At 53.2% G+C, this 21,395-nt stretch carries 20 protein-coding genes; 8 read left to right on the top strand and 12 right to left on the bottom strand.

From position 1 onward, the window contains the following. Positions 1 to 26: 26 nt before the first annotated feature. From KVT34_RS26885 to KVT34_RS26870, 4 genes are all read right to left on the bottom strand, one after another. Entirely contained in the window at positions 27 to 1,292 is a 1,266-nt protein-coding gene (locus KVT34_RS26885) for an MFS transporter (RefSeq protein WP_217562856.1), read from the bottom strand. Next, on the bottom strand, positions 1,285 to 1,902 hold the full coding sequence (locus KVT34_RS26880; protein WP_217562855.1) for an ArsR/SmtB family transcription factor: 618 nt from the start codon (positions 1,900 to 1,902) through the stop codon (positions 1,285 to 1,287). The genes KVT34_RS26885 and KVT34_RS26880 overlap by 8 nt, the downstream gene beginning before the upstream one ends. 182 nt (positions 1,903 to 2,084) lie before the next feature. After that, the gene (locus tag KVT34_RS26875) at positions 2,085 to 2,633 is read right to left on the bottom strand and encodes an NADPH-dependent FMN reductase (RefSeq protein WP_042235176.1); all 549 of its coding nucleotides are present in this window, start codon (positions 2,631 to 2,633) and stop codon (positions 2,085 to 2,087) included. 69 nt (positions 2,634 to 2,702) lie between these two features. After that, positions 2,703 to 3,134, bottom strand: coding sequence for a MarR family winged helix-turn-helix transcriptional regulator (locus tag KVT34_RS26870; protein WP_217562854.1), 432 nt, complete (start codon positions 3,132 to 3,134; stop codon positions 2,703 to 2,705). 237 nt (positions 3,135 to 3,371) lie between these two features. On the opposite strand from KVT34_RS26870, the gene KVT34_RS26865 reads away from it, so the two are divergent. Beyond that, positions 3,372 to 3,893: a GNAT family N-acetyltransferase gene (locus KVT34_RS26865; protein ID WP_217562853.1), complete on the top strand. Its 522-nt coding sequence runs from the start codon at positions 3,372 to 3,374 to the stop codon at positions 3,891 to 3,893. Positions 3,894 to 4,099: 206 nt separating this feature from the next. On the opposite strand, the gene KVT34_RS26860 is transcribed toward KVT34_RS26865, so the two are convergent. Further along, a complete protein-coding gene (locus KVT34_RS26860; RefSeq protein WP_217562852.1) occupies positions 4,100 to 4,627 on the bottom strand; it encodes a GrpB family protein in 528 nt (175 codons plus the stop codon). A gap of 194 nt (positions 4,628 to 4,821) precedes the next feature. Here KVT34_RS26860 and KVT34_RS26855 point away from each other — a divergent pair, with 194 nt between their 5' ends. Continuing rightward, positions 4,822 to 5,442, top strand: a complete 621-nt coding sequence (locus KVT34_RS26855; RefSeq protein WP_217562851.1) for a TetR/AcrR family transcriptional regulator — start codon at positions 4,822 to 4,824, stop codon at positions 5,440 to 5,442. 138 nt (positions 5,443 to 5,580) lie between these two features. Beyond that, positions 5,581 to 6,015: a DoxX family protein gene (locus tag KVT34_RS26850; protein WP_217562850.1), complete on the top strand. Its 435-nt coding sequence runs from the start codon at positions 5,581 to 5,583 to the stop codon at positions 6,013 to 6,015. A 332-nt stretch (positions 6,016 to 6,347) separates the two neighbouring features. On the opposite strand, the gene KVT34_RS26845 is transcribed toward KVT34_RS26850, so the two are convergent. Beyond that, positions 6,348 to 7,184, bottom strand: a complete 837-nt coding sequence (locus KVT34_RS26845) for a sulfurtransferase (RefSeq protein ID WP_217562881.1) — start codon at positions 7,182 to 7,184, stop codon at positions 6,348 to 6,350. Positions 7,185 to 7,310: 126 nt separating this feature from the next. Next, on the bottom strand, positions 7,311 to 7,781 hold the full coding sequence (locus KVT34_RS26840; protein WP_217562849.1) for a GNAT family N-acetyltransferase: 471 nt from the start codon (positions 7,779 to 7,781) through the stop codon (positions 7,311 to 7,313). Positions 7,782 to 8,026: 245 nt separating this feature from the next. On the opposite strand from KVT34_RS26840, the gene KVT34_RS26835 reads away from it, so the two are divergent. Together KVT34_RS26835 and KVT34_RS26830 are read left to right on the top strand one after the other, a co-directional pair. Beyond that, on the top strand, positions 8,027 to 8,470 hold the full coding sequence (locus tag KVT34_RS26835; protein ID WP_042235156.1) for a MarR family winged helix-turn-helix transcriptional regulator: 444 nt from the start codon (positions 8,027 to 8,029) through the stop codon (positions 8,468 to 8,470). A 267-nt stretch (positions 8,471 to 8,737) separates the two neighbouring features. Beyond that, a complete protein-coding gene (locus KVT34_RS26830) occupies positions 8,738 to 9,229 on the top strand; it encodes a GNAT family N-acetyltransferase (protein ID WP_217562848.1) in 492 nt (163 codons plus the stop codon). Positions 9,230 to 9,461: 232 nt separating this feature from the next. On the opposite strand, the gene KVT34_RS26825 is transcribed toward KVT34_RS26830, so the two are convergent. The 3 genes from KVT34_RS26825 to KVT34_RS26815 all read right to left on the bottom strand — a co-directional run bounded on the left by KVT34_RS26825 (position 9,462) and on the right by KVT34_RS26815 (position 12,466). Continuing rightward, the gene (locus tag KVT34_RS26825) at positions 9,462 to 10,847 is read right to left on the bottom strand and encodes a molybdopterin-dependent oxidoreductase (protein WP_217562847.1); all 1,386 of its coding nucleotides are present in this window, start codon (positions 10,845 to 10,847) and stop codon (positions 9,462 to 9,464) included. Positions 10,848 to 10,997: 150 nt separating this feature from the next. Next, positions 10,998 to 11,297: a 4a-hydroxytetrahydrobiopterin dehydratase gene (locus tag KVT34_RS26820; RefSeq protein WP_217562846.1), complete on the bottom strand. Its 300-nt coding sequence runs from the start codon at positions 11,295 to 11,297 to the stop codon at positions 10,998 to 11,000. A 20-nt stretch (positions 11,298 to 11,317) separates the two neighbouring features. Further along, positions 11,318 to 12,466: a sensor histidine kinase gene (locus KVT34_RS26815; RefSeq protein WP_217562845.1), complete on the bottom strand. Its 1,149-nt coding sequence runs from the start codon at positions 12,464 to 12,466 to the stop codon at positions 11,318 to 11,320. A gap of 1,260 nt (positions 12,467 to 13,726) precedes the next feature. Here KVT34_RS26815 and KVT34_RS26810 point away from each other — a divergent pair. Next, the gene (locus tag KVT34_RS26810) at positions 13,727 to 13,882 is read left to right on the top strand and encodes a hypothetical protein (protein WP_217562844.1); all 156 of its coding nucleotides are present in this window, start codon (positions 13,727 to 13,729) and stop codon (positions 13,880 to 13,882) included. Positions 13,883 to 14,226: 344 nt separating this feature from the next. On the opposite strand, the gene recQ is transcribed toward KVT34_RS26810, so the two are convergent. Beyond that, positions 14,227 to 16,026 carry a DNA helicase RecQ gene (gene recQ, locus KVT34_RS26805; RefSeq protein ID WP_217562843.1) on the bottom strand — a complete coding sequence of 600 codons (1,800 nt, stop codon included), beginning with the start codon at positions 16,024 to 16,026 and terminating at the stop codon, positions 14,227 to 14,229. A 74-nt stretch (positions 16,027 to 16,100) separates the two neighbouring features. Continuing rightward, positions 16,101 to 16,400 (bottom strand): hypothetical protein, encoded by a 300-nt coding sequence (locus tag KVT34_RS26800; protein WP_217562842.1) that lies wholly within the window; start codon positions 16,398 to 16,400, stop codon positions 16,101 to 16,103. A 422-nt stretch (positions 16,401 to 16,822) separates the two neighbouring features. Between KVT34_RS26800 and KVT34_RS26795 the strand changes: the two genes are divergently transcribed. Next, positions 16,823 to 18,412, top strand: coding sequence for an SWIM zinc finger family protein (locus KVT34_RS26795; protein WP_217562841.1), 1,590 nt, complete (start codon positions 16,823 to 16,825; stop codon positions 18,410 to 18,412). Next, a complete protein-coding gene (locus tag KVT34_RS26790; protein WP_217562840.1) occupies positions 18,409 to 21,291 on the top strand; it encodes a DEAD/DEAH box helicase in 2,883 nt (960 codons plus the stop codon). Before KVT34_RS26795 ends, KVT34_RS26790 begins: the two co-directional genes overlap by 4 nt. Positions 21,292 to 21,395 lie beyond the last annotated feature (104 nt).

The following is a 21,395-nucleotide window of genomic DNA, read 5'->3' as shown; positions in this document are numbered from 1 at the left end:
GTGAGGCCGCTTTCTGAAATTAGCCTTTAGGCCGCCTTCCGCAAAGACGGGATTTTAACGATCAGCCAGAAGGTAAAGGCGAGCAGAAGAAGAGCACCGCCCATTACAATGTGTTGTATTTCCACACCAACGCTGAGAAGCAGTGAAGTCAAGCCGTATGAAATAGGCGTAAGTCCCATGGAAGACATGGTCTGAATACTCATCACGCGACCGATATATGCTTTGTCGGCATGATTCTGGATCACGGAAATGGCGCAGATGTTCGAGATTCCCATCGAGATTCCCATACAGGCGGCAAACACGGCTCCGGTCCACAGTGTGGCGGCCATGCTCAACGCGAGAAAGCTGAACGACAGACCTAACTGGGCCAGTACGCTGATCAAGCCTCTCCGGCGTTTCAAGTTGAGAATGCCCAGCACAATCGAGCTGACCAGCATTCCTCCCGCCAGGAAGGATTGCAGCATGCTGAAATCGAGTGTCTCCCCGTGCAGAACGTGTTTGACGAAAACCGGGATGCCGATGGCAAAGGGACCGGTAAAAAACAGATTCAAAAACAGCGTCTTCAGCACAAACGCTTTCAAGACGGGCGCCCGACGGACGTAGCCGATCCCTTCTTTGACGCTGGTCAGCATCGGAATCCGGTCCGCTTTGGTATCGGGCGATGGGGACTTCCCCACGCGGACAAGCAGTGCGAATAGGGCGCCCAGCGCCAGCAGCACGGTAATCAGGCCGAAGATCCCTTCATACCGGAGAGCGACGATGACAAAACCGCTGATCATCGGCCCGAATATCGAGGTAGACTGGTTCGTCGTCTGGATAATGGAGTTGGCCCTCGTCAGCCCCTCTTTGGAAACGATGGACGGGACGATCGAACCCGAAGCGGGCCAAAAGAACGCATCCAGTATGCCGAACAGCAGCGCGAAAGCGGTCAAGGCACCCAGTCCGATTGCCCCGCCCTGAACCAGAACCAGAACCAAGACGGCGAGCAGCGCCGATTTGGCTATCGTCGACACGAACATGATCTTCGACGGGCTGATCCGGTCCGCCAGCACGCCTCCGATCACCATGAACAAGACGCGGGGCAGCGTCCCGATCATATAAATAACGCCGAGGGAAGCCTCCATGTTCAAGACGTTCACCACGTACCAGGCTTCCGCGAAATAGAACATGTTCAGGGCGAGGCCGGAGAAAATCGTAGACAGCCACAGCATGGCGAACGCCCTTTCCCGGAAGAGCGACGATGCCGGACGGGACATCCGCTCCGCCTGGATTCGGGCTTCCAAGCTACTCATCTTCCTTCTCCTCTTTGAAATAAGGCTCGTCGATCTGGAACGCTACCGTCATCAGATAGAAAGTTTCCATCTCCTCTTCCGAAACCTCCTCTTCCGCCATCCGGTTAAGCTCCTGGACCAGCCCGTGATACTTCGCGACCCATTTCTTAAACTTTTCCTTCGGAATGTTCACTTCAGTCTGACTCGCTATGCGGTGCCATTTCCTGTGATCTTCGGAATCCGTCAGGAAGGCGCTCTCCGGGGCCGCCAGAGCACGGCTCTTGGCCCGGTCCAGAGTGGATATCGTCATCAGCCGGCGGCTCTCCCCGTATTCATGGTGGAAGGATAGCAGTTCCGTAGACGGAATAAAGCTTTTCGCCACGGCCTTATACAGCTTCTGGGTCATGTTCCCCTTGCGATTTTCCTCCACCAGCCGAATTAAGCCGTTCTTCTCCAGATCCTGCAGGTGGTAGTGGACCTTCGACCGCGACTCTCCCATCTGCTGAGAAAGCTGCTGCCCCGACCGAGCCTCCTCTACCAGCAGGCATAAGATCTCAATCCGCAGCGGATCACTCAAAGATTTCAATTGTTCGAGATTCGTTAGCACCATAATGTCATTTTGTTTTTCCATACTTGTCAGCTCCATTTGACTTGTCAGTTTTTATTGACAACAAAAACTTACCAAATAATCTTCACTCCTGTCAAGATAGATTTGGCAAAAGGAAAAGGCCGCACGAGGTACTTTGCGTACCTCATGCAGCCTTTTAGAGGAAGTCCCCTCAAGACTCGAATCGGGACAATCCCGGCTGTCGATTAATTTTTGTGCAGCTTGCCGTGCCAGTTAATAAAATTGTTCACGACCACATTCAGGAACTCAATAGTAGGCTCGTGGTGCAGGTTGCCGTCTTTATCGATTTTTTCATGGACAAGGCCTACGTACACTTCGTTGCCGGGAAGAAGCACGGAAGAGACTCCCGGCGAGAACAAAATATCGCGCAAATGCTCTTGCGCCCGTACCGTGCCAAGAAGCCCCATCGAAGCGCCCATGATCCAGGATGGCTTGCCGATCATTACGCGGTCCCCGCGCGACAGCCAGTCCAGGGCATTTTTCAGCACGCCGGGGATCGAGTAGTTGTACTCGGGCGTAACCCAAAGCACGGCGTCGGCGCCTGCAATTTTGCCGCGGAAATCCAGCACCGACTGGTCCGGAGTCAGCTCGATATCCTCGTTGTAAAACGGCAGATCGTTCACGCGGACGATTTCCACATCAAGCCGATCTTTAAACGTCTTCTGCACATACTCCGCAAGCTTCAGGTTATATGAGTTTTTGCGGTTGCTTCCGATAACTGCTGCGATTTTCATAAGCAAACCCTCCGATATATAGTTTTAGTTGATATATCAACTAAAAGATAAACAGGAGCGAGCGGCGGGCTACCGCTTTCGCACATTCTCACGGACCTTTGTAAGAAGCCTCTTCAGCTCGGCCGTCTCTTCATCCGTAAAGCCTGCTCTGAGATGCTGTCTCATATGGCTGCTGATCTCTTCCACGTTTGCTTTTAGCGCCCGTCCCTCATCGGTCAAATACACTTCAATCGAGCGGCGGTCGCCGGCGCTGGGGGTACGGCGTATAAAGCCCTTGTTCTCCAGACTCGCAAGCATTCGCGTAATGCCGGATTTGTCTTTGCTAAGGCGTTCCGCGATCTCGTTCTGCGACAAGCCTTCCTGCCTCAGTAAGAGCGCAATCACCAGATGCTGTTCCGGAGCAAGCTGTATGGGAGCCAGCCATTTCTTCAAGTAACTGGTAATCTCCAAATCCGCCATATGGATCATCAAACCGATATGCTCTTCCATGTCCCGTTCCATTCGTTCACCCTGTTCATATTAGTTGATATAACAACAATATCATTTTTATTATCTTAAAAGCTCGGGGGAATGTCAAGGGAAGCGGGATTGTTGCAGACTGGTTTCGGATAAATTGAATAAGTCTAAACTCAACCTTGAACCTGGCGAAAAATTGTTCGACGATGGTTTCTGGGGGAGCAGATCGTCCGCACACTAAAAAGCTTCAAATCCCCACTCGACTTGAAGGAGAGATGTTGTTTGAATAGGGACAAAAACACAAAGAGCCCAAACAGCGACGAGGATATGGAGCGCTTTGGCTCACCGGAACGGGATCAGCCAACCGTCGAACTCAAGCCCATTGATGAGAACAACTGGTATGAATGCACCGAGCTTGAAGTTTCGGACGAGCAAAAGAACGTATTTCCTGTTTCGGTTGTGTATTGGCTTGCAGAGTCGGCTTATTGCGGATTTACTCCTTTGGCCGTGTATACCGGTGAAGAATTAATCGGATTTGCGGTCTACGCCGTCGACCCTGACGATGGGAGCTACTGGATCATGGCCTATATGATCGATCACAAGTTCCAGCATAAAGGTTTGGGCCGATCCGGCATGGAGGAGCTGGTACGTTATATCCACGACAAGCACGGCTGCGACAAAATCGTACTCGGGCATCGGGCCGAAAACGAACGGGCGTCCCGTTTGTATGCTTCGTTAGGTTTTGAAGAAGTAGGCCGGGACGGCATCGAAATTATACGGGAACTGACCCTTTCGAAATCATGATGATGAACGTTCGGGACTTAAGAGCCGCAAGATTTGCGGCTCCTTTTTATTTTTCCCGAGACCCGGCGGACTGCGTTTTATCGGATTGCTTAATTTCTTCGCTCAACTTGGCCCCGGGTTCCCAGCTGCTGTTTATTCGTTATTGGCAAGCTGTTCAGCGATGAGGGTTATGGGACAAAGTGGTCCCGACAAACTTATATGCATCCTTAATTGTTTGGCCTTTTTGAAGCCCACTCAGTCGCACTTGCCATTAATTCGCTGACAAATGACTCCTTACCTTCTTGGTATTTATATGTTTCGTCCGGAAACTTTTTAGCCAGACTTACTTTCAATTCACCGTATTTTTTAGCTTCTTCAGGATGGGTGAGTAAGTATTCTTTAAAATCCAAATGCATTTTGATGTTTACATTGCCGGCGGCATAAGTGTGTACGTGATGGGTTCTATTATAGCCGCCCTTTGTAAAATATCTTCTGCCCTTGATCCCGCTCTCCCCTCGGAAAGCATATCCCAGTTGAGTCATTTCATCAGCATGTGAATCAACTAGATTAATATCCCTTACAACCACCAATAGGTCTATAATCGGTTTGGCATAACCAATATGGGGAACAGATGTGCTTCCGATATGATAAGTATGAAGAACATTATTACCAAAAATCCGCCTTATTTCTTTTGCTTCCGCAGAATACATAGCGGCCCATCTCTCAGTCCAAGCAGCTATTATCGTTTTTCGCATCATGTTCTCCTTTGGATTTGAGTTTTCTTCTCCGCTTATATGCCATCATTATCGCACATGCCGGTGCTAACTGGGCGGATGACTGAACGCATACGTCAAACGAATTTTTTATCAAACCCATTTACAAACCAATGGTCGGTTTTTATAATAAGCATAACACGATAAGAGTCAGCTATCACTATGGAGGGATCCGTTTGAAACAAGAACAACGCCGGGAACAAACGATAAAACTTCTGCTGGATACGGTCAAAGAGCTCGTTCATGAAAAAGGCTGCCATTCGATCACAATGAAAGACATCATGGACAAATCGGGCCTGTCAAAGGGCGCGATTTTCCACTATGTAAAAACCAAAGACGAAATCTTCGTTTGGATTCTTCAGGGGCGGCTCGAAGAAACGAATCGAAGCTTTATGAATGAAGTGGAACAAAACAGACAGTCGTTCGACGAGCCCATGCGGACAATTTCAGAAAGCATTGCGTTATACGAAGACGCACAGGATGTGACGAACAAGGTACTGTTGTACTTGCTCGGCAAGGAGGATCAGCCGATGATTGCGGAAGCGCTCAAGGAGTACTATGAGAGATCCGTGAATTTATCCAAGGAGTGGATAGAGACCGGCAAAAAGCATGGAGTGATTCCGGAATCGGTTGACTCGGAGCAAACGGCCGACATGTTTGTGCTTTTGACACTCGGTTTACGTGTACGCGCCTCCATTCCGGATGCGCCGGCCGCTTTTAACGCGCACAATTTCTCGTCGTGGATTTCAAGGGTTTTGCAACCCGGAGAAGCAACGAAAGAGGTGGACCCTTTATGAATGCCTACTGCTGCCGCTGGCTATTTTGTACCTGATGGTCATGAAAGGCTTTTAACCTTTAGGGTGACGGTCAAGATCGAAAAAGAAACCTTTCAGCCTTACGCAGGGCTTTAATTTGAATCCTAAGGAGAGATTCGCATGATGCCTTTTTACGTGCTTGTTGCATCGTTCCTGTTGTTTAAGGGGCTTGGCCTGATCGGCTTGACCCATTTCGAAGGCTGGCATACTTCACTTCAGGGGGCTGTTGCCGTTATGCTGCTTTTAACTGCTTCCGCCCATTGGGGCTCCAGGCGCCCCGACCTGATCCGCATGGTACCGCCAGCATTTCCTCGGCCGGAGTGGATCGTGACCGTTACCGGGCTGCTTGAAATTGCCGGAGCTGCCGGTATCCTGTTCCCTGCCACTTCCAAGGCCGCTTCCTTCGGTTTAGCCATACTGCTCGCGGCCATGTTTCCCGCCAATGTTCTGGCCGCAAAAAAACAATTAACTATCGCAGGACAGCCCGTGCCTAAGCTGTTTCTACGAACCATGCTGCAGCTCGTTTTCCTTACGGCGGTCCTCTTGGCAGGTTAGCTTTCGCTTCTACCAGCCCAAAACGCCAACAAAAGGCCAAGTGAAACAAGGCAGCACCCTGTAAGAATGGGTGGAGATGCAGCTTTGTTGAATGGATGTCTGCAAATCAGTCACAATTGAAAACGACGGTATCCGTTAGCTTAGTCGTACTTATAAATACGACCGGAACTGCGGTTGATTCCGCGAGTTCCTGCAATTGCTTTTCTCCGAGCTTCCTCCGAACTCTTGTTTGCAAACCGTTGACTGAAAAGCCCAAAAAAGGGCTGCAACAGCCTGCCTCTCAGCAACCTGTCACAGCCCCTAAAACCGCGTCCGACGCGGCCTCTCGGCTCTTACTCTTCCCCCGTCGCCACCGGATTGTCTGCGTACGAGATCCAGTCGCTCCAGCTTCCCGCATACAGCTTCACGCCCGGGATGCCGGCTTCCTCCAGCGCGAGCACGTTCGGGCAGGCGCTGACGCCGGAGCCGCAGTACACGATCAGCTCTTCCGCGTTCTCCAGCCCGCGGAACCTCTCCTTCTGCTCCTCGGCGCTGCGCCAGGAGCCTTCCGCGTCGAGCGCGTCCTTCCAGAAGCGGTTCCGCGCGCCCGGGATGTGTCCCGCCACCGGATCGATCGCTTCCTGCTCGCCGCGGTAGCGGGCTCCCTCGCGCGAATCGATCAGGACGGTGCCCTTCTCGCCCAGCTTCGCCTTCACCTCGTCCATGCTCGCCAGCATGTGTCGCTGAACTTTCGGCGAGAAGGTCGCCGGGCTTGCTTGCGGAGCCTCGGCCGTTACCGGGTAACCAGCCGCCTTCCACTGCGAATAGCCGCGGTCAAGCACGTAGACGCGCTCGTGACCGAGAAAGCGCAGCATCCACCACAGCCTCGCTGCCATCGCTCCGCCCTGGTCGTCATAAGCGACGACCGTCTTGGAGGCGTCGACCCCGATCGCGCTCGCGCGCATGGAGAAAGCGCCCAGGTCCGGCAAAGGATGGCGGCCGCCGTGCTCCCGCTTCTCCCCGGACATGTCTTCCTCCAGATCCACGTAGAAAGCACCGGGGATATGGTCGATGCTGTAGTCCTGGCGGCCGCTCCACGGCTCACCCAGCGCAAACCGGCAGTCCGCGATCAGAAGATCGGGGTCCTGCAGGTGTTCGTAAAGCCATTCCAAACTGACAATATTCCGCATCCGAGTCAAAGTCCTCCCCGCCCTTACAGGCTGCATAATGAGTTTTAAACCGCATGGCGGAGCAGGAAGAACCGGCCCTTCTCCGATGGAAGCGCAAGCGTCCCGGCTATAGAACCGTCCGGCCGCCTAGTCTCCTACACCGATGAGAGGCTTGATGGAGTAAGGGTACCATTCTTCGCGTTCTCCGCCCATTTTCTCATAAAACTTTTGGGCATTCTCATTGGCCTTGGACGTTTCCCAAAGCATGGCCACATAGCCATTATAAGCGGCATACTGGTTGCATGCACGGAACAATTTGGTACCGACGCCTTGAATCCGGCATTTCTCCGTTACGAACAGGTCGTTCATAATGACGACTTTGCCCGTGCGGAGCGTGCTATATGTAAAATATAAGGTGGCGAAACCGACTAACTCCCCGTCGTACACGGCGACGAATTGCGTGCCTGCTTTCTTTTCCATCAAGACATCCAGCAGGTTCTCCAGCTTTTCCTCTTCCGGACGCGGATAGTGATAAAAATCGTAAATATAAGTGTTCATTAACCCACGGAGAGCATCACGGTCGTTCAGCTCCGCCTCGCGTACTTCAACACGGCTCATACACAACCTCCTCTTCTAATCCTTAGTATTCCTTAATTTCCCATTCCTGTCACTTGATTTTTATCGACAAAAAATGTGGGATTTCTTTTTGCCCTTATAGACAAGGTATTTTATAATAGAGATAATAAACGGGGGTAAGTATAAGTTTACCATATGGAACCCTATAAGAAAAATATCTATAGCGGTATATGATTTAGATCTAAATATTTTCTTTAGAATCTTATGCCCGGTAAAGGAGATGGATCATGCCCGATCAGGGTTATCTTGAGATGGAAAAGTCCTTCAGACAGCTCTTGAGGAAATTGTCCAATGAATGGACGAAGTACGTCGACCGCTCTTTTTCCAAATCGCAGTTTCTTATTCTGGAAACGCTGGTCAAAGAAGGACCCCAGAAAGTATCGAGCCTGGCGGAAGCGTTGTTTATTACGGCGGGAGCTATCACAGGAATGTCGGACAAACTGATTGCCGGGGGCTATGCGGAACGGATACGGACGGAAGAAGATCGCCGTGTCGTGTTCCTGGCTGTTACTGAGAAAGGCCGCGAGATGGTAAAAGTGATGAGTGAGTATCGGCTCGGCATTATCAAGCGCATGATGCAGGGCTTAACCGACGAGGACATGACCAATATGTCGCGTATTTTCGCTCATATGATCGACAACCTCGATAAAGGAGAGGAAGCGGCAGATTAGCTTGCCGATAGCTGTCCCTCCTGCGCAAGCCGTACTACATCCGAATATTGTACACACAATAACGGCCTATTCCTTCATGAAAATTATCGGGGATAAGGGGCCGTTTTTACTTTTCCCGCGGATTATACCGGAATCTTCCGGCTTCACCATAGTATTCGTTCCATCCGGCTGTTCTTAGTCTGTATAAGGTTAACTTCATGCCTGTTCTAATACAGAATTCTGTTCTATAATAGACCCAATCCTATATTAACCAAAGGCGGACAAAACATGACTTTTGCAACCTCATGGCGCGTGCGCCCTTTTACCGAAGCCGATGGCAAAGCCATCTGCACCTGGTCCTATCCCGCCCCCTATAGCGTGTACAACTGGCCCTCCTGGGACGAACTCTCATCTAGAGCGGAAGAATTCGCCGATCCCGATATCCGTGAAAAACAGTATGCGGCCATTGTCGACGAGCGGGACGAGTTGTGCGGGTTTGTGCAGTTTTTCCCTCTGACGGGCGTGACCCGCCTCGGACTCGGAATCCGGCCGGATCTGTGCGGACGGGGGCTCGGGCCTTCCTACGTGGAATGCCTGGTTGCCGAAGCGCGCAGACGGAATCCCGGCAACGAAATTGACTTGGAAGTGCTCGTGCGCAACGAGCGTGCCATAAAAGCTTACATCCGGGCGGGCTTTGCCGTCACGGATACGTACGAGCGGATGACCCCCACAGGTATGGCCATGATGCACTGCATGGTTCACGGAGCGGAGCCTGCGTAAAGCTTTCCGGCTGCGCCTTCGGCCATCCTCTACGGCCTTTCTTTCGGCACGGGCCTGCGCCGTCCTGTTGTGATAACGCTTACAATTAAAGCGTTTTGCCTCCTACCGGACGTAGACACCGTACATACGGAAACGATCTGCAATCGGAGGTCCGGCAAGACAAGGGAGGGGCTGAGCCTCTCCCCCTTCCCCTTGTTCGGAACGGCGCCGGCTCGCAAAGTCCAAAGCCTCATTAAACGCCCTTTTTCAGCCGGGAAGCGGGAACCCAGGCGTCTTTGTCGTACCCCCGCACTTCCCAGTACCCGATATGCTCGTCGCGGATCAGCTCGATGCTCTGAAGCCACTTGACCGATTTGTAGGCGTACATACTCGGGACGATAAGGCGGACAGGCCCTCCGAGCTGTTGCGGGATAGGTCGGCCGTCCATGAGCAGCGCGACGAGCACTTCATCCATGCGCGCCTGCTCCAGACTGAGGCAGTCCGTATAGACTCCGTCACCGGAGATGAACTTCACGAAGCCGGCTCCGGGCCGTACCCCTGCCTGGCGGAGCAGCTCGGACAGCCGGATGCCCTCCCAGGTCACGCTGTTCACCGACCAGCCCGTCACACAGTGAAAGTCGCTGACCTGGACGAGGCGTTCCACCTGCTGCAGCTCCTCCCAGGTGAACCGGAGCGGCTTGTCGACCATCCCCGACACGCTGAGCGCCCAGTTGTCGGAAGAGAACGCGGGGATTTCCGTGACCGTATAGATCCGGAAATCTCCCTTCGCCCCGCCGCCGACGGGAGGCGACGACTCCGCCATCGGCACGGGAGCCGGAAGCATGCGGTTCGCATCCGCGCGCACCGCCTCTTCCAGCCCTCCCCCGCCGAAGAGATTGCCGCGGGCCCACCTGACGAACGAGGGGCCGATGACGACCGCGAGCGCCGCCGCCGCGCCCAGCTTCAGGAAGGCGCCCCTTGTCATGCGCCTTCCCAGCGAATCGCTCCAGGCGCTCGGCTGTGCCCCCGCTCCGCCGGCATCCCGCGTCTCGTCGCGGAAGACGGCGCCCGTATCCGCGCGCAGGATAGGCTGCGGCGCATCCGCCTGCGGACGTGCGGCTTCGGCTGCCCCTGCAGGCGGACTCGGCGCGGAGGCGGAGGCGGGCCGCTCCGCGCTGCTCTGCTTCACCCAGCGGCTGCGGGTGACGGAGTGGTAGAGCAAATACGGCACGCCCACCCACGTAAAAGCATCGTGGACGAACAGGGCCGTATTGCTCCACACCGGCGGCAGGCTGCGGAACTGCCACAGGATGACGCCGCTGACGATCCAGCCGGCCGTAAATGCAAGCACGCCGGCGAGATTGCCCTGCTGCCCGGCTTTCCTCCGCTTGCGCAGCTGCCCCAGATGCTTGGGCAGGAGCGGCACGTACAGCGCCAGCAAGAGGATAGAGAAGACGCCGAGCCAGATGTGACCCTGCTTCAGCGCCACACGCAAAGCCCCCAGGTCGCCCCGGATCCAGCCGATGCTGAGCACGATGCCGGTCAGGGCGAGTGCAAGCGTGACCCAGGCATTCCAGGCGTGCAGACGGTTCAGCTTCTTGCCGAACCCGGCCGACAGCCAGTTATTTTTACGTTCCATACCGGCCTGCTCCTCCCGCTTCGTCGTTAACTTGATTAACCTTTTTGCATGCGAATGGTTTTCTTCTATTTTAACAAACGGCCGTACCTTCTCACAAAAAGAGACCGCAAGACAGCGGTCCACTATCTATCATCCGGTCACAGCCGGAGGCTAGGCTACAGGAAGCACACCATCGTATTGTACCGCCGAAGTAAAATCAAGGTCTGTGAGACCGCCCGCATCATGCGTGCTGAGCTGCATCGTTACCCGTCTGTCGTCCACTTTGATAAAGGGATGATGCTGTAGAGACTCTGCCACATCGGCCACGCGGCGGACAAAATCAATGGCCGTTTTGAAATCACGGCATTCGTATGTTTTCTCGATAGTGCGTTCGTCCCGCAAATTCCAGCCGTTCAAACCCGCCAGCTTCACAGCGACCTGATCGTAAGAAAGCTTGTTTGCAGCAGCCATTGTGTTCCCTCCTTTCCCCTCTAAGCAGAAATACCCTCCAGGAATGGGATTCGAATCTCGATATGCACACCTTTTCCACGTTCGGTATCCATATAAAACTCCCCGTTCATCAGCAGCACCCTTCCCTGCATCTGATCGAGCCCGATGCCCGCTCCCGAAATAATCCGGTTCTTGCGGTTCATCTCTTTTAACTGGCGATCGAACCCGATCCCGTCATCCTCATAAAACAGATTGATGCTGCTGTTCTCCTCCACCAGACGGATCGTGACATGCTCGGCCTGTGAGTGCTTCTTCGCATTATTGAGCAGCTCTTGAATGACCCGGAACAGGTGCTTCTTCCTTTCGACTTCAAGCAGCTCGATCTGCGCCGTACAGTCGGCGATAAAATGAACCTGAAATTCGCTATAGGAACTCTCCACATCGACCAGTTTGCGGATACTGCCGACCAGTCCCGTCTTTTGCAGAACATAAGGATTCAGTTCGAAACAGCTCTGCCGTAAGTTTTCATTAATCAAATCGATATGCGTAAGAATGCCCGTCAGTTGCCCGTACTCGTCCGTCATCTTGGGGAAACGCTGAAGAATCGGATACAGCCTTCTTTTGAGCAGAAAAAGATCCTGCATCGTCGTATCGTGCAAGTCCATCGCAATGCGGATTCGTTCCTTCTCTTGAATGTCGTACATCGTTTTGCGGAGCCACACAAATTCCGGCGTTGCCTCTTCGTTCGGGATATTCGCCATCAGCTCATACATTTTCAGCGTCAGCTTGCGGATGAGATATACATTCTCCAGACTTGCGGACAGATAAGTCACGATTAAATTGATCCAGTGCCGGTCTTCCTGGCCGAGATGCGTGTTGGACTTTTTGCCGGATACAACCAGGAAACTTCGATACTCTTCGTGCCGGTTGATTTCAAAAGCCGTATACTTGTCCCCTTTGTAGACTCCATTTTCCATAGAGGTTTTAACATCTTCTTCATCAATGTCACCCGCCGTGATAACTTGGATGCCGTCTTTTTCTACAAATACGATGGCTCCGCCGTGGATTTCGAGGGTAGTGACAATATCGTTGAGGATGATTTCCTTAAGTGCGTTAAAATTGGTGATCGTTCCAAGAGCTTTGGAAATTTTCTTAAGGGACTGCTGTAAAAAATACTTACGGGGAAACATGAATTTTTCAAGTTTGGTAGTGAAATATTCCATGGAGTAAGCGAAGCTGGAGAAAATAAACAGGATGACAGTAAATATATAAGTGATTTCTATCCATGAAATATGCATATGAAAAATAAAGGTAATACAAGATACCGTAATAACACTAGGCACAATTGAAATAGTTGCTGAAAACAAAATCCGGCGCATGTATAAATCCAAATCGTAAAGTTTCTTAGATAAGATCAAATAAGCAAAGGAAACCGGAAAAATAAATACAAACCAGCTTGTGTAAAAAGAATGTACGAGTTCCCTTTGAATAATCAAAGCAGGAAGAAAAGAAAGCAGAGCAAACGGCGCAAAACTAATGAATAACGAATACCAAATCGTCTTCAGCAAAGAGTTTAGTTCCCTGTTCCTTTTAACTTTTTTATTGACTTGGTGTAAAAGCCAGAAATTATTAAACAAACAGCACAAAAAACATGGAATAACTATCAGGTTAAACCATATATAAATATCATAAGCAAGAGGATCGATAAAATATAACATCCGGATAAGCGTACAGAAAATAATGATGCTATACCAGAACCGCAAAGCACCCTCGGAAGGAATATTTATCTTCTTTTGTTTGAAGAAAAAGACTAAAAAATGCAAGAAAAAACAAGGGATCAGAACAATGAACGTTGATATTAAGATCTTCGCCGAAATATCTCCCCTGTTGGAGGCTCCCAAAGCCATAAAGGTTGCCCCAATAGCGAAAAAAACAAGGGCAAGGTATTTTGCAGACATCTCTTGATTGTTGCTGTTTCCTTTACGATAAATGAAGCCGGCCAAAGAAAAGCAAACCATTTCAAAAAATAGCGCAATCAAATCATGTATCTGAATATTTACTTTTTGGTCAAAATGAATTTCCATTACTTCAGAACCCCTGGCAACAGTCAGCGCATCTGCCTTCTCTACATTTCGCCATAGTCTGAACTCCGTATGATCCATCGAATCCTTACCGTTGATTTGTTGTATAACATCTCCTTTTTTTAAATCATAATATTTACCGACACCTAGAGGATCGAACGAATCGACACTCCATTTTTTCTCGGAATTCTCCTTCAAATAGATCCCTAAGTAAGGATTCGTATAAATCAGATTAAGAAAGCGCCCCTGTAAGCTTACAAATATTAAAAAACATAAAAAAATGATAAGATTTCGCTTAGTCAATGTACTTCACCTCTACAAAAATGTTATAATTACTTATATTTTCCAACAATTAAAGGAGGTTTTATCATGGATCAAACTCTTATTTTATGGTCGCCGGAATTGAAGAAAGAAATCAGGTCGGAAAAGTTAAAGAATGCAAATTCTACTGTGCGCTTAAGTGTCGAAGAAGTTTTAAAGCAACAACTGGAGAAAAATAATGTCTATAAATTAGCATGGTGCTAACCATCTATTTTAATTAGATTAAAATTGGATACGTTTTCTTGAAAATAGCCTCTAGGTTTAGAGGCTATTTTCATTCGACATATTTACCATTTATATTATACAAAAGGTTATATATACCTGCTAATGATTCTGCTAAGAATCCTCAAATTTGAGTAAATGAATACAACCGGCATGAATCAATTCAGGTATGAACTTATGAGAACCGAGCGCAAGAAGCGACAACCATTTTTATAAGCAAAAAAAGGCACCCTTTAAGGAATAGTGGAGTCGGTCCGAGCCGCTTCCCACAAATCCTCAAAGAATGCCTTATAAAATGTTTATATCAATAAGTCCCTTGCCTCAAATCAAAACTCCCCCGCGTAAGCCTCCTGCTCCCGCACGTATTCCTGCAACAGCTCCAGGAAAGGAAGACCGTAATTGCGGAACTTCACCTCGCCGACGCCTTTGATCTTCAGCATCTGAGCCTCGGTCGTCGGGCAGCGCTCGCTCATCTCACGAAGCGTACTGTCGTTGAAAATAATGTACGGCGGCACTTTTTCCTTCGCGGCCATGTCCCGGCGCAGCAGACGAAGCTGCTCGAACAGCATGTTGTCCACGGCCGACTCCAGCGGCTGGCTCGGGGTTACCTTCTGGAACACCTGCACACGCCCCTGCAATACCTCTACGGCAGGCGCTTGGAGCCGGACGACAGGATATTGCCCCTCCGACAAACCCATGTACCCTTCCGCGATAAGCACGTTAATCAGATCGGCGATTTCTTTCTCGGTCCGGTCCTTCATAATGCCGTAAGTCGGCAGATTGTCGAACTTGTACTGAAGCACCTTCTTGTTCCGTGATCCTTTCAGGACGCCGGCAACCATCGAGATCCCGAACCGTTCCTGCATACGGCGCACACAGGAGAAGATTTTCTGCGCTTCCACCGTAATATCTACGGTTTCGCGGTCATCCTTGCACGAGCTGCAGTTCCCGCAGGGCACAAGCTCGCCTTCATCCCCGAAGTATTGCAAAATATAATTTTGTAGGCAGCGCGGTGTGTGGCAGTAGTCGATCATCGTCTGCAGCTTCTTGTACTCGTTGCTCTTGCGGTCCTGGGAAAGCTGATTCTGCTCGATAAGGAATTTCTGCGTCAGGATGTCCTGAGCGCTGAACAGCAGCATGCATTCGCTGGGATCCCCGTCACGGCCCGCACGGCCCGCTTCCTGGTAATACGCCTCCATGTTTTTCGGCATATTGTAATGGATCACGTACCGGACATTGGACTTGTCGATCCCCATCCCGAATGCGTTCGTGGCGACCATCACCCGTACGTCGTCGTAGAGAAAAGCCTCCTGGTTACGGGCCCGCTCCTCGTCCGAAAGTCCGGCATGATAGTGCCCGGCGGCCAGGCCTTTGCGGCGCAGCTGCTCGTACAGCTCGTCCACGTCTTTACGCGTGGCCGCATAGACGATGCCGGGCTGGTGTGTGTGCGCCTTGGCGTAGTCGAAAACAAAGTCGCGTTTGTTGACGCCTCGCAGCACCGACAGCTCCAAATTGCTCCGGCCGAAGCCCGTTACCACGACCTCCGGATCGTCGAGTTCCAGCAGCCGGGCGATATCCTGCGTAACCTCCGTAGTCGCCGTGGCGGTAAAAGCCGCAACGAGCGGACGGCTCGGAAGGTCCTGCACGAACGGAGCTATATTGACATAGCTGGGGCGGAAGTCATGCCCCCACTGAGAGACGCAGTGCGCCTCATCTATCGCAACGAACGAGATATTCATGGAATGCATCCACTGGCGGAACCAGTCGGATTCAAGCCGCTCGGGGGCGATATACAGCAGCTTGTACTTGCCCTGCATCGCCTCCCTAATCCGGCGTCCGGCTTCTCCCGCTTCCAGCGTGCTGTTCAGGAAGGTCGCCGGAATGCCGACCGTATGCAGCGCATCGACCTGGTCCTTCATCAGCGAGATGAGAGGCGAGACGACTAGCGTTACACCCTCCATCATCAGCGCCGGGATCTGATAGCAGATTGATTTCCCGCCGCCGGTCGGCATAATGCCGAGTGTATCCCTTCCCTCCAGCAGGGCGGAAATGATGCGTTTCTGCCCTTCCCGGAATTCCGGGTATCCGTAATACTGCTGCAGAAGCTCTTGCGCTTTGGCTAGCATGTTAGATTGCACCTCTTGTTTCTTTTCCTGGGCGGACCGGCCTTCAAAGGCCGGAACCTCTTTCGTATCCGTGCTTACGCGGATGTCAGCCGCACAATCGTGACAACCTGATCGTCATGGTCGATCTGAATCAGGTGTCTATCCTTCAAATAGCGTACCTTCGCGTCCGCAATCTGGAGCAGCGGCTCGGAACCGAGTCCGTAGAACACATCGTCGGCCAGCGTACGAAGGCATTCTTGACGGTCTTCCTCGGGAAGCTCATGCCAATCCGACTCGCTCATTTCAAAAAATCCGTAAAACCCGTCCACATGCCCAAGCCCATTCATCAAATCGCGGATGATGTCTTCGTACTCTCTTCCGAACTTGATCCCCATACGTTTCGAGTGCCTCCCTTAAGTGGAAAAAGCTCCTGCTCCGGAGCCTTGCTCTTGTGTTCCCAGTATAACACCGGGGTGTTTGAATTTCCAAACCTGCGTTCGTTTTTTATTATTTTAACCGAATTCCTGAATCAGCAGACGTATAGTGGTAAAATGGAAGGAAGGCTCCGGCAGCCTCAACCTTTTTTTCTCTGCCGGTTTATTCTTTTTATTACATGCCGGACCGTGCGCAGACGTGCTCCCGAGCGAGGACTGCCGCCTCCCGGCAGATGCGGTTTTTTTATGAGGCCGAGGCCCCTTTCACCTATCTGGACGGCACGTCTAAAAAAACCTCCATTAGCCAATCCTAAACCAATGGGCAAAACAGGAAAAAATCTGGTACTATGGAGAGATCAGGATACCCCGGAGGTTCAGACGGAATGCTCGAACTGCAAATACCCAAGAACAGAATGAACTACTTGATCAAGCAGATGCAGACCCACATGGACCCCGAGGATATGGAACGGGGTTGGTTGTTTCACCACAAAGGCCGCGTGAGCGGCGTGGAACTTGTGGGAGGAACGGTCGTGCATGCATCGGTACGGGGCAACGACCGTTACCATACCACGATCGATCTGGAAAACTTCAGTGCGGGTGACTGCACCTGCTCGTTCGATAAACCGTGCAGACACATGGCAGCGGTTATCTTTGCCTTGTACGTTCCTCACGGCAGGCCTGAACTGCTTGTTCAGGAATTGAAGCGCGCGATGACGACGAAGCGGAAACCGGCCAAGAACGCCGACCGAGAGTCCAAGCGCCGCACTTCCGAACCGGTGCCGGGAGGCTCTCCCGAAGATTGGCACCGCTTTTTTGAAGCGCAGTATCACGGTTTTTCGATTTCTCATCAGTATTCGTTCGATTTGTTTGTCACTTCCGCTTTCGAGCGGTTTCAAGCTTTTGCCTCCGGCTGGCCGGATGGCATCCGCCTTCTGTACGACCTGCACGTGAACTTTTTTGTGATGCACCGCATGGAACAGTTTTTTGGAGATACGAAAAATTCCTACCTATCCGGCTACCATGAATCCAACGCCAAAACGGCCGCGGCCGACTGCCTGTCCCGTCTGGACCGGCTTCTGGCTTCGCCGGCACTTCCGGTCTCGGTCAAAGAGCACCCCAAGCGCTGGACGGAAGCGCTGAACCGCTTGGCCTCTCTGGCCCTCCAGGGCAAAGAGGGACCGAACGACTGGCTGTATGCCTACCGGGCGGTATGGTGGGCTCTGCCGAAGAAAGCGGAATGGATCAAGCGCGAGAAAGAACGGCTGGATAACCAGCTCCAGGAACGGGAGGAGAGCCGCCGGAACCGCAAGCAGGACGTTCTGCTTGTGGCGCGGGCTCATTTCGACCTCATGGAGAACAACGCGGACGCGGCGTTTCTTAGACTGGAGGCTCTGCATCAGCGCAGAGCAAGAGATTTTATCCTCTATATGAGACGCTGCCATGAACGCGCCGAATGGGACATCCTGCTGAGCTGGCTCCGCTGGCTCGCTCCGACTATGCAGTCGGCGGCACAGGACGATTTCCGCCTGCTCTGCCAGTATTGGACGGACGCCGCCAAGCATTCCGATGCGGACGACGAATGGGTTCGCATTATGGAGACGCTTCTTCCGCGTTCGTACTATGTCTACACCGGCTATTTGCTTCAAACGAAGCGCTACCGACAGTGGGTGGATTTGCAAATCGCCAACCGGATCGGCCCCCAGAACCTGTATGCCCTGGAGCTGAGATCGGTAGAGGAATCCGATCCGTCCCTTCTTCTCCCCCTGTACCATCAGGCCGTGGAACGTTCTGTGCTGGAGAAGAACCGGACGTCTTATAAAACCGCTGTCCGCCTTCTGAAAAAGCTTCACGGCTATTACACGACCCTCGGGCGGAAGCGTGAATGGGAGACTTACATTAACCGGTTGTCGGATCACTTCGTCCGCCTCCGCGCGTTTCAGGAAGAACTGGAGAAAGGAAGCTGGCTGCCATGATAGAAACGAGTCCGCTGACGGTTCATGCCGTCTGGATGCCGTCCGGCGCCTTCTTCGTGTGGGGAACTCGGGAGAACGGCGGCATCTGGGACGCACAAGATCTGAAGGGCCTGCTTTTCGCCTGGCATGCCCCTTCCTTTTACGGAACCTTTATTGAAACGACCGAATGGGGACACCGTGAAGGCTTGTCCCTGCCTGCACTTATGGCGCTGGATTTTTTCGCCGATCCGCATACGGTGAAGCATCTTTCCATCCGATGGGATACGGACACCACGAACCTCCGGAGACTCGCTCCCGAGGTTAAGGAAGCGCTTGCCGGAGGACGCTTCGTTCCCGATTACGAGCAGTGGAAAGCGGGCAACCTGAGCTGGAAGCTCCAGCTCGAAGGGGAAGCCGCCGCGTCCGTCACCTCGCAGGCGGAGCTGTGGCTCGACCGGCTCATCCCCGCCTGGATCGAAGCCGACGGCTCCCGCAAAGCGGCGCTCCGCCGCCTCGAAGAGGCGCATCCGCTGCTGCGCCTGGGTACACGTCCGGCCGATACCTGGCTGGACGAAGAGGACTGGCTCGTGTCGATCGGCTGGAAGCACGATCCGACGCCGTTCCGCTCCAGCCTCCAGCTCATGGAACCCGAGGGGGACCCGGACTGGAGACTGCAAATCCTGCTGCAGGACCGATCCGATGACACGGTCCTGCGCGCCGTAACTCCGGCGGGCGAGCCGCTGGAAGGCGAGCTGGCCCTGCCGGAGTCCTGGACCGCGGACCTCGGACGCGTCCCGCGGGATGTCGGCAGATGGCTGCGCCTTCTGCCGTGGCTGAACGCGGCGGACGAAGGAGAGCCGCCGCAGCTCCGCACGCGCCTGAGCGACGAGGAAGCGTGGCGCTTCCTCGCGGAAGGCAGCGTGCGGCTCGTGGAGGCGGGCTTCGCCGTCATGCTGCCCGCCTGGTGGGAACGGGCGCGCAAGCTGCGCCCTAAACTTCAGGCCAAGCTCAAAAATTCGCTTGGCGGCGGAGGCGGCGAGTCGATGTTCGGGCTTACCCAGCTCATGCAGTTTGACTGGCGCGTCGCCATCGACGATTTCGAGCTGAGCGAGGAAGAATTCCTCCAACTGCTCGAAGAGAAGCGCAAGCTCATCCGCATCCGCGGCCGCTGGGTCCAGCTCGACCCGCAGTTCCTGCGCCAAGCGGAGGAGCTGCTGGCCAGAGCGGACCGGCAGCAGGGACTTACGCTGCGCGAGGTGCTGGAGCTCCAGCTGCTGGGCGGCGGCACGGGCGGAGAGCCGGAGGGACCGGCGGACGAAGCCGCCGATCCCGACAACCGGCCGCCTGCGGTCGAGATCGAGCTGACCGGCCAGCTCCGTCGGCTGTTCCAGCAGCTCACGCGCACGGCCGAGCTGCCCCGCATCGATCCCCCGGATTCTTTCCTGGGGACGCTGCGTCCCTATCAGCTGGAGGGCAGCACGTGGCTGCTCTTCCTCCGCCGCTTCGGCCTGGGGGCTTGTCTTGCCGACGATATGGGTCTCGGCAAGACCATCCAATACATCACCTATCTTCTTCAGGTGAAGGAAACCGAAGCCGCGGAAGCGCCTTCCCTGCTCATCTGCCCGACCTCCGTTATCGGGAACTGGCAGATGGAGCTGCGCCGTTTCGCGCCGAACCTCCGCGTTCACGTTCATTACGGGCCGCAGCGTGCCAAAGGAAGCTTCTTCGCGGAATCCGTAGAAGGCGCGGACCTGGTCATCACCTCATATACGCTTTCCCACCTCGATGAGGAGGAACTGCGTGAGGTGTCCTGGAGCTCCATCTGTCTGGATGAAGCCCAGAATGTCAAAAATCCGTACACGAAGCAAGCGGCCGCTATCCGCAGTTTCTCGGGCCTCCACCGGATCGCCTTGACGGGTACACCGATGGAAAACAGGCTGACGGAGCTGTGGTCCATCTTCGATTTCCTCAATCCCGGCTATCTCGGCACGCTTACGCAGTTTACGCGGCGGTTCGTCACGCCGATCGAGAAATCCCGCGACAGCGGCCTGATCTCCGGCGTACAGCGTCTCGTGCGGCCTTTCCTGATGCGCCGCATCAAGAAAGACCCCGCCATTCAGCTCGATCTTCCGGAGAAGAACGAGTCCAAAACATTCGTGACGCTTACGGCCGAGCAGGGCACGCTCTACGAGCATTACATCCGCGATCTCTTCGAGAAAGTCGACGCGATGTCTCCGATGGAGCGCAGAGGGCATATTCTTGCCGCTTTGACGAAGCTCAAGCAGATCTGCAACCATCCCGCGCTCATTATGCGCGAGGGACCTCGCACCGATTGGCGCAACCGCTCCGGCAAAGTGGAGCGTCTGCTAGACATGGTGCAGGAGCTGCGCCAGCAGGGCGACAAGTGCCTGATCTTCACCCAATTCGTGGAGACCGGCCATCTTCTCCAGGAAATTTTGCAAAGCGAGCTCGGCGAATCCGTCTCCTTCCTGCACGGGGGCACCCCTCGGCAGACAAGAGATGCGATGATCGCCCGTTTTCAGAACGCGGAGCTCCCTCTGGAGGAGCAGTTCTCCGTCTTTCTCCTGTCGCTTAAAGCAGGCGGTACCGGTCTGAATCTGACGGCCGCCAATCACGTCTTTCATTTTGACCGCTGGTGGAATCCCGCCGTGGAGAACCAGGCGACGGACCGCGCTTTCCGGATCGGACAGACGCGGGACGTGCAGGTGCACAAATTCGTTACGCTCGGTACGCTGGAAGAAAAAATCGATGAAATGATCGAGAGAAAGCTCGGTTTGAGCGAGCAAATTGTGGGCAGCGGGGAGAATTGGATTACGGAGCTGTCTACGGACGAGCTGCGTGATCTGCTTGCTTTGCGGATGGAATGGATGAATGGGTGAAATGGTAAAAAATGCTATAACTTTTCCCACATTGGTGGTATACTAAAGTTACAATAGACTAGGCATTTTCAAGGGTGGTCGGCTAACCTTCTCGAGTAGGAGGT

It is taken from the genome of Paenibacillus sp. GbtcB18 (assembly GCF_019091125.1).
In the GTDB taxonomy this organism is placed as follows: Bacteria; Bacillota; Bacilli; order Paenibacillales; family NBRC-103111; genus Paenibacillus_F; species Paenibacillus_F chitinolyticus.
The sequence above is the reverse complement of the archived record's forward strand: the minus strand, read 5'-3'. Positions and strand labels throughout refer to the sequence as shown.

What these genes read in the sequence shown, in the direction of transcription:
- KVT34_RS26885 (WP_217562856.1), bottom strand. Translation starts at nt 1,292, where the DNA reads ATGAGTAGCTTGGAAGCCCGAATCCAGGCGGAGCGGATGTCCCGTCCG.
- KVT34_RS26880 (WP_217562855.1), bottom strand. Translation starts at nt 1,902, where the DNA reads ATGGAAAAACAAAATGACATTATGGTGCTAACGAATCTCGAACAATTG.
- KVT34_RS26875 (WP_042235176.1), bottom strand. Translation starts at nt 2,633, where the DNA reads ATGAAAATCGCAGCAGTTATCGGAAGCAACCGCAAAAACTCATATAAC.
- KVT34_RS26870 (WP_217562854.1), bottom strand. Translation starts at nt 3,134, where the DNA reads ATGGAACGGGACATGGAAGAGCATATCGGTTTGATGATCCATATGGCG.
- KVT34_RS26860 (WP_217562852.1), bottom strand. Translation starts at nt 4,627, where the DNA reads ATGCGAAAAACGATAATAGCTGCTTGGACTGAGAGATGGGCCGCTATG.
- KVT34_RS26850 (WP_217562850.1), top strand. Translation starts at nt 5,581, where the DNA reads ATGATGCCTTTTTACGTGCTTGTTGCATCGTTCCTGTTGTTTAAGGGG.
- KVT34_RS26845 (WP_217562881.1), bottom strand. Translation starts at nt 7,184, where the DNA reads ATGCGGAATATTGTCAGTTTGGAATGGCTTTACGAACACCTGCAGGAC.
- KVT34_RS26840 (WP_217562849.1), bottom strand. Translation starts at nt 7,781, where the DNA reads ATGAGCCGTGTTGAAGTACGCGAGGCGGAGCTGAACGACCGTGATGCT.
- KVT34_RS26835 (WP_042235156.1), top strand. Translation starts at nt 8,027, where the DNA reads ATGCCCGATCAGGGTTATCTTGAGATGGAAAAGTCCTTCAGACAGCTC.
- KVT34_RS26830 (WP_217562848.1), top strand. Translation starts at nt 8,738, where the DNA reads ATGACTTTTGCAACCTCATGGCGCGTGCGCCCTTTTACCGAAGCCGAT.
- KVT34_RS26825 (WP_217562847.1), bottom strand. Translation starts at nt 10,847, where the DNA reads ATGGAACGTAAAAATAACTGGCTGTCGGCCGGGTTCGGCAAGAAGCTG.
- KVT34_RS26820 (WP_217562846.1), bottom strand. Translation starts at nt 11,297, where the DNA reads ATGGCTGCTGCAAACAAGCTTTCTTACGATCAGGTCGCTGTGAAGCTG.
- KVT34_RS26815 (WP_217562845.1), bottom strand. Translation starts at nt 12,466, where the DNA reads ATGTTTCCCCGTAAGTATTTTTTACAGCAGTCCCTTAAGAAAATTTCC.
- KVT34_RS26810 (WP_217562844.1), top strand. Translation starts at nt 13,727, where the DNA reads ATGGATCAAACTCTTATTTTATGGTCGCCGGAATTGAAGAAAGAAATC.
- recQ (WP_217562843.1), bottom strand. Translation starts at nt 16,026, where the DNA reads ATGCTAGCCAAAGCGCAAGAGCTTCTGCAGCAGTATTACGGATACCCG.
- KVT34_RS26800 (WP_217562842.1), bottom strand. Translation starts at nt 16,400, where the DNA reads ATGGGGATCAAGTTCGGAAGAGAGTACGAAGACATCATCCGCGATTTG.
- KVT34_RS26795 (WP_217562841.1), top strand. Translation starts at nt 16,823, where the DNA reads ATGCTCGAACTGCAAATACCCAAGAACAGAATGAACTACTTGATCAAG.
- KVT34_RS26790 (WP_217562840.1), top strand. Translation starts at nt 18,409, where the DNA reads ATGATAGAAACGAGTCCGCTGACGGTTCATGCCGTCTGGATGCCGTCC.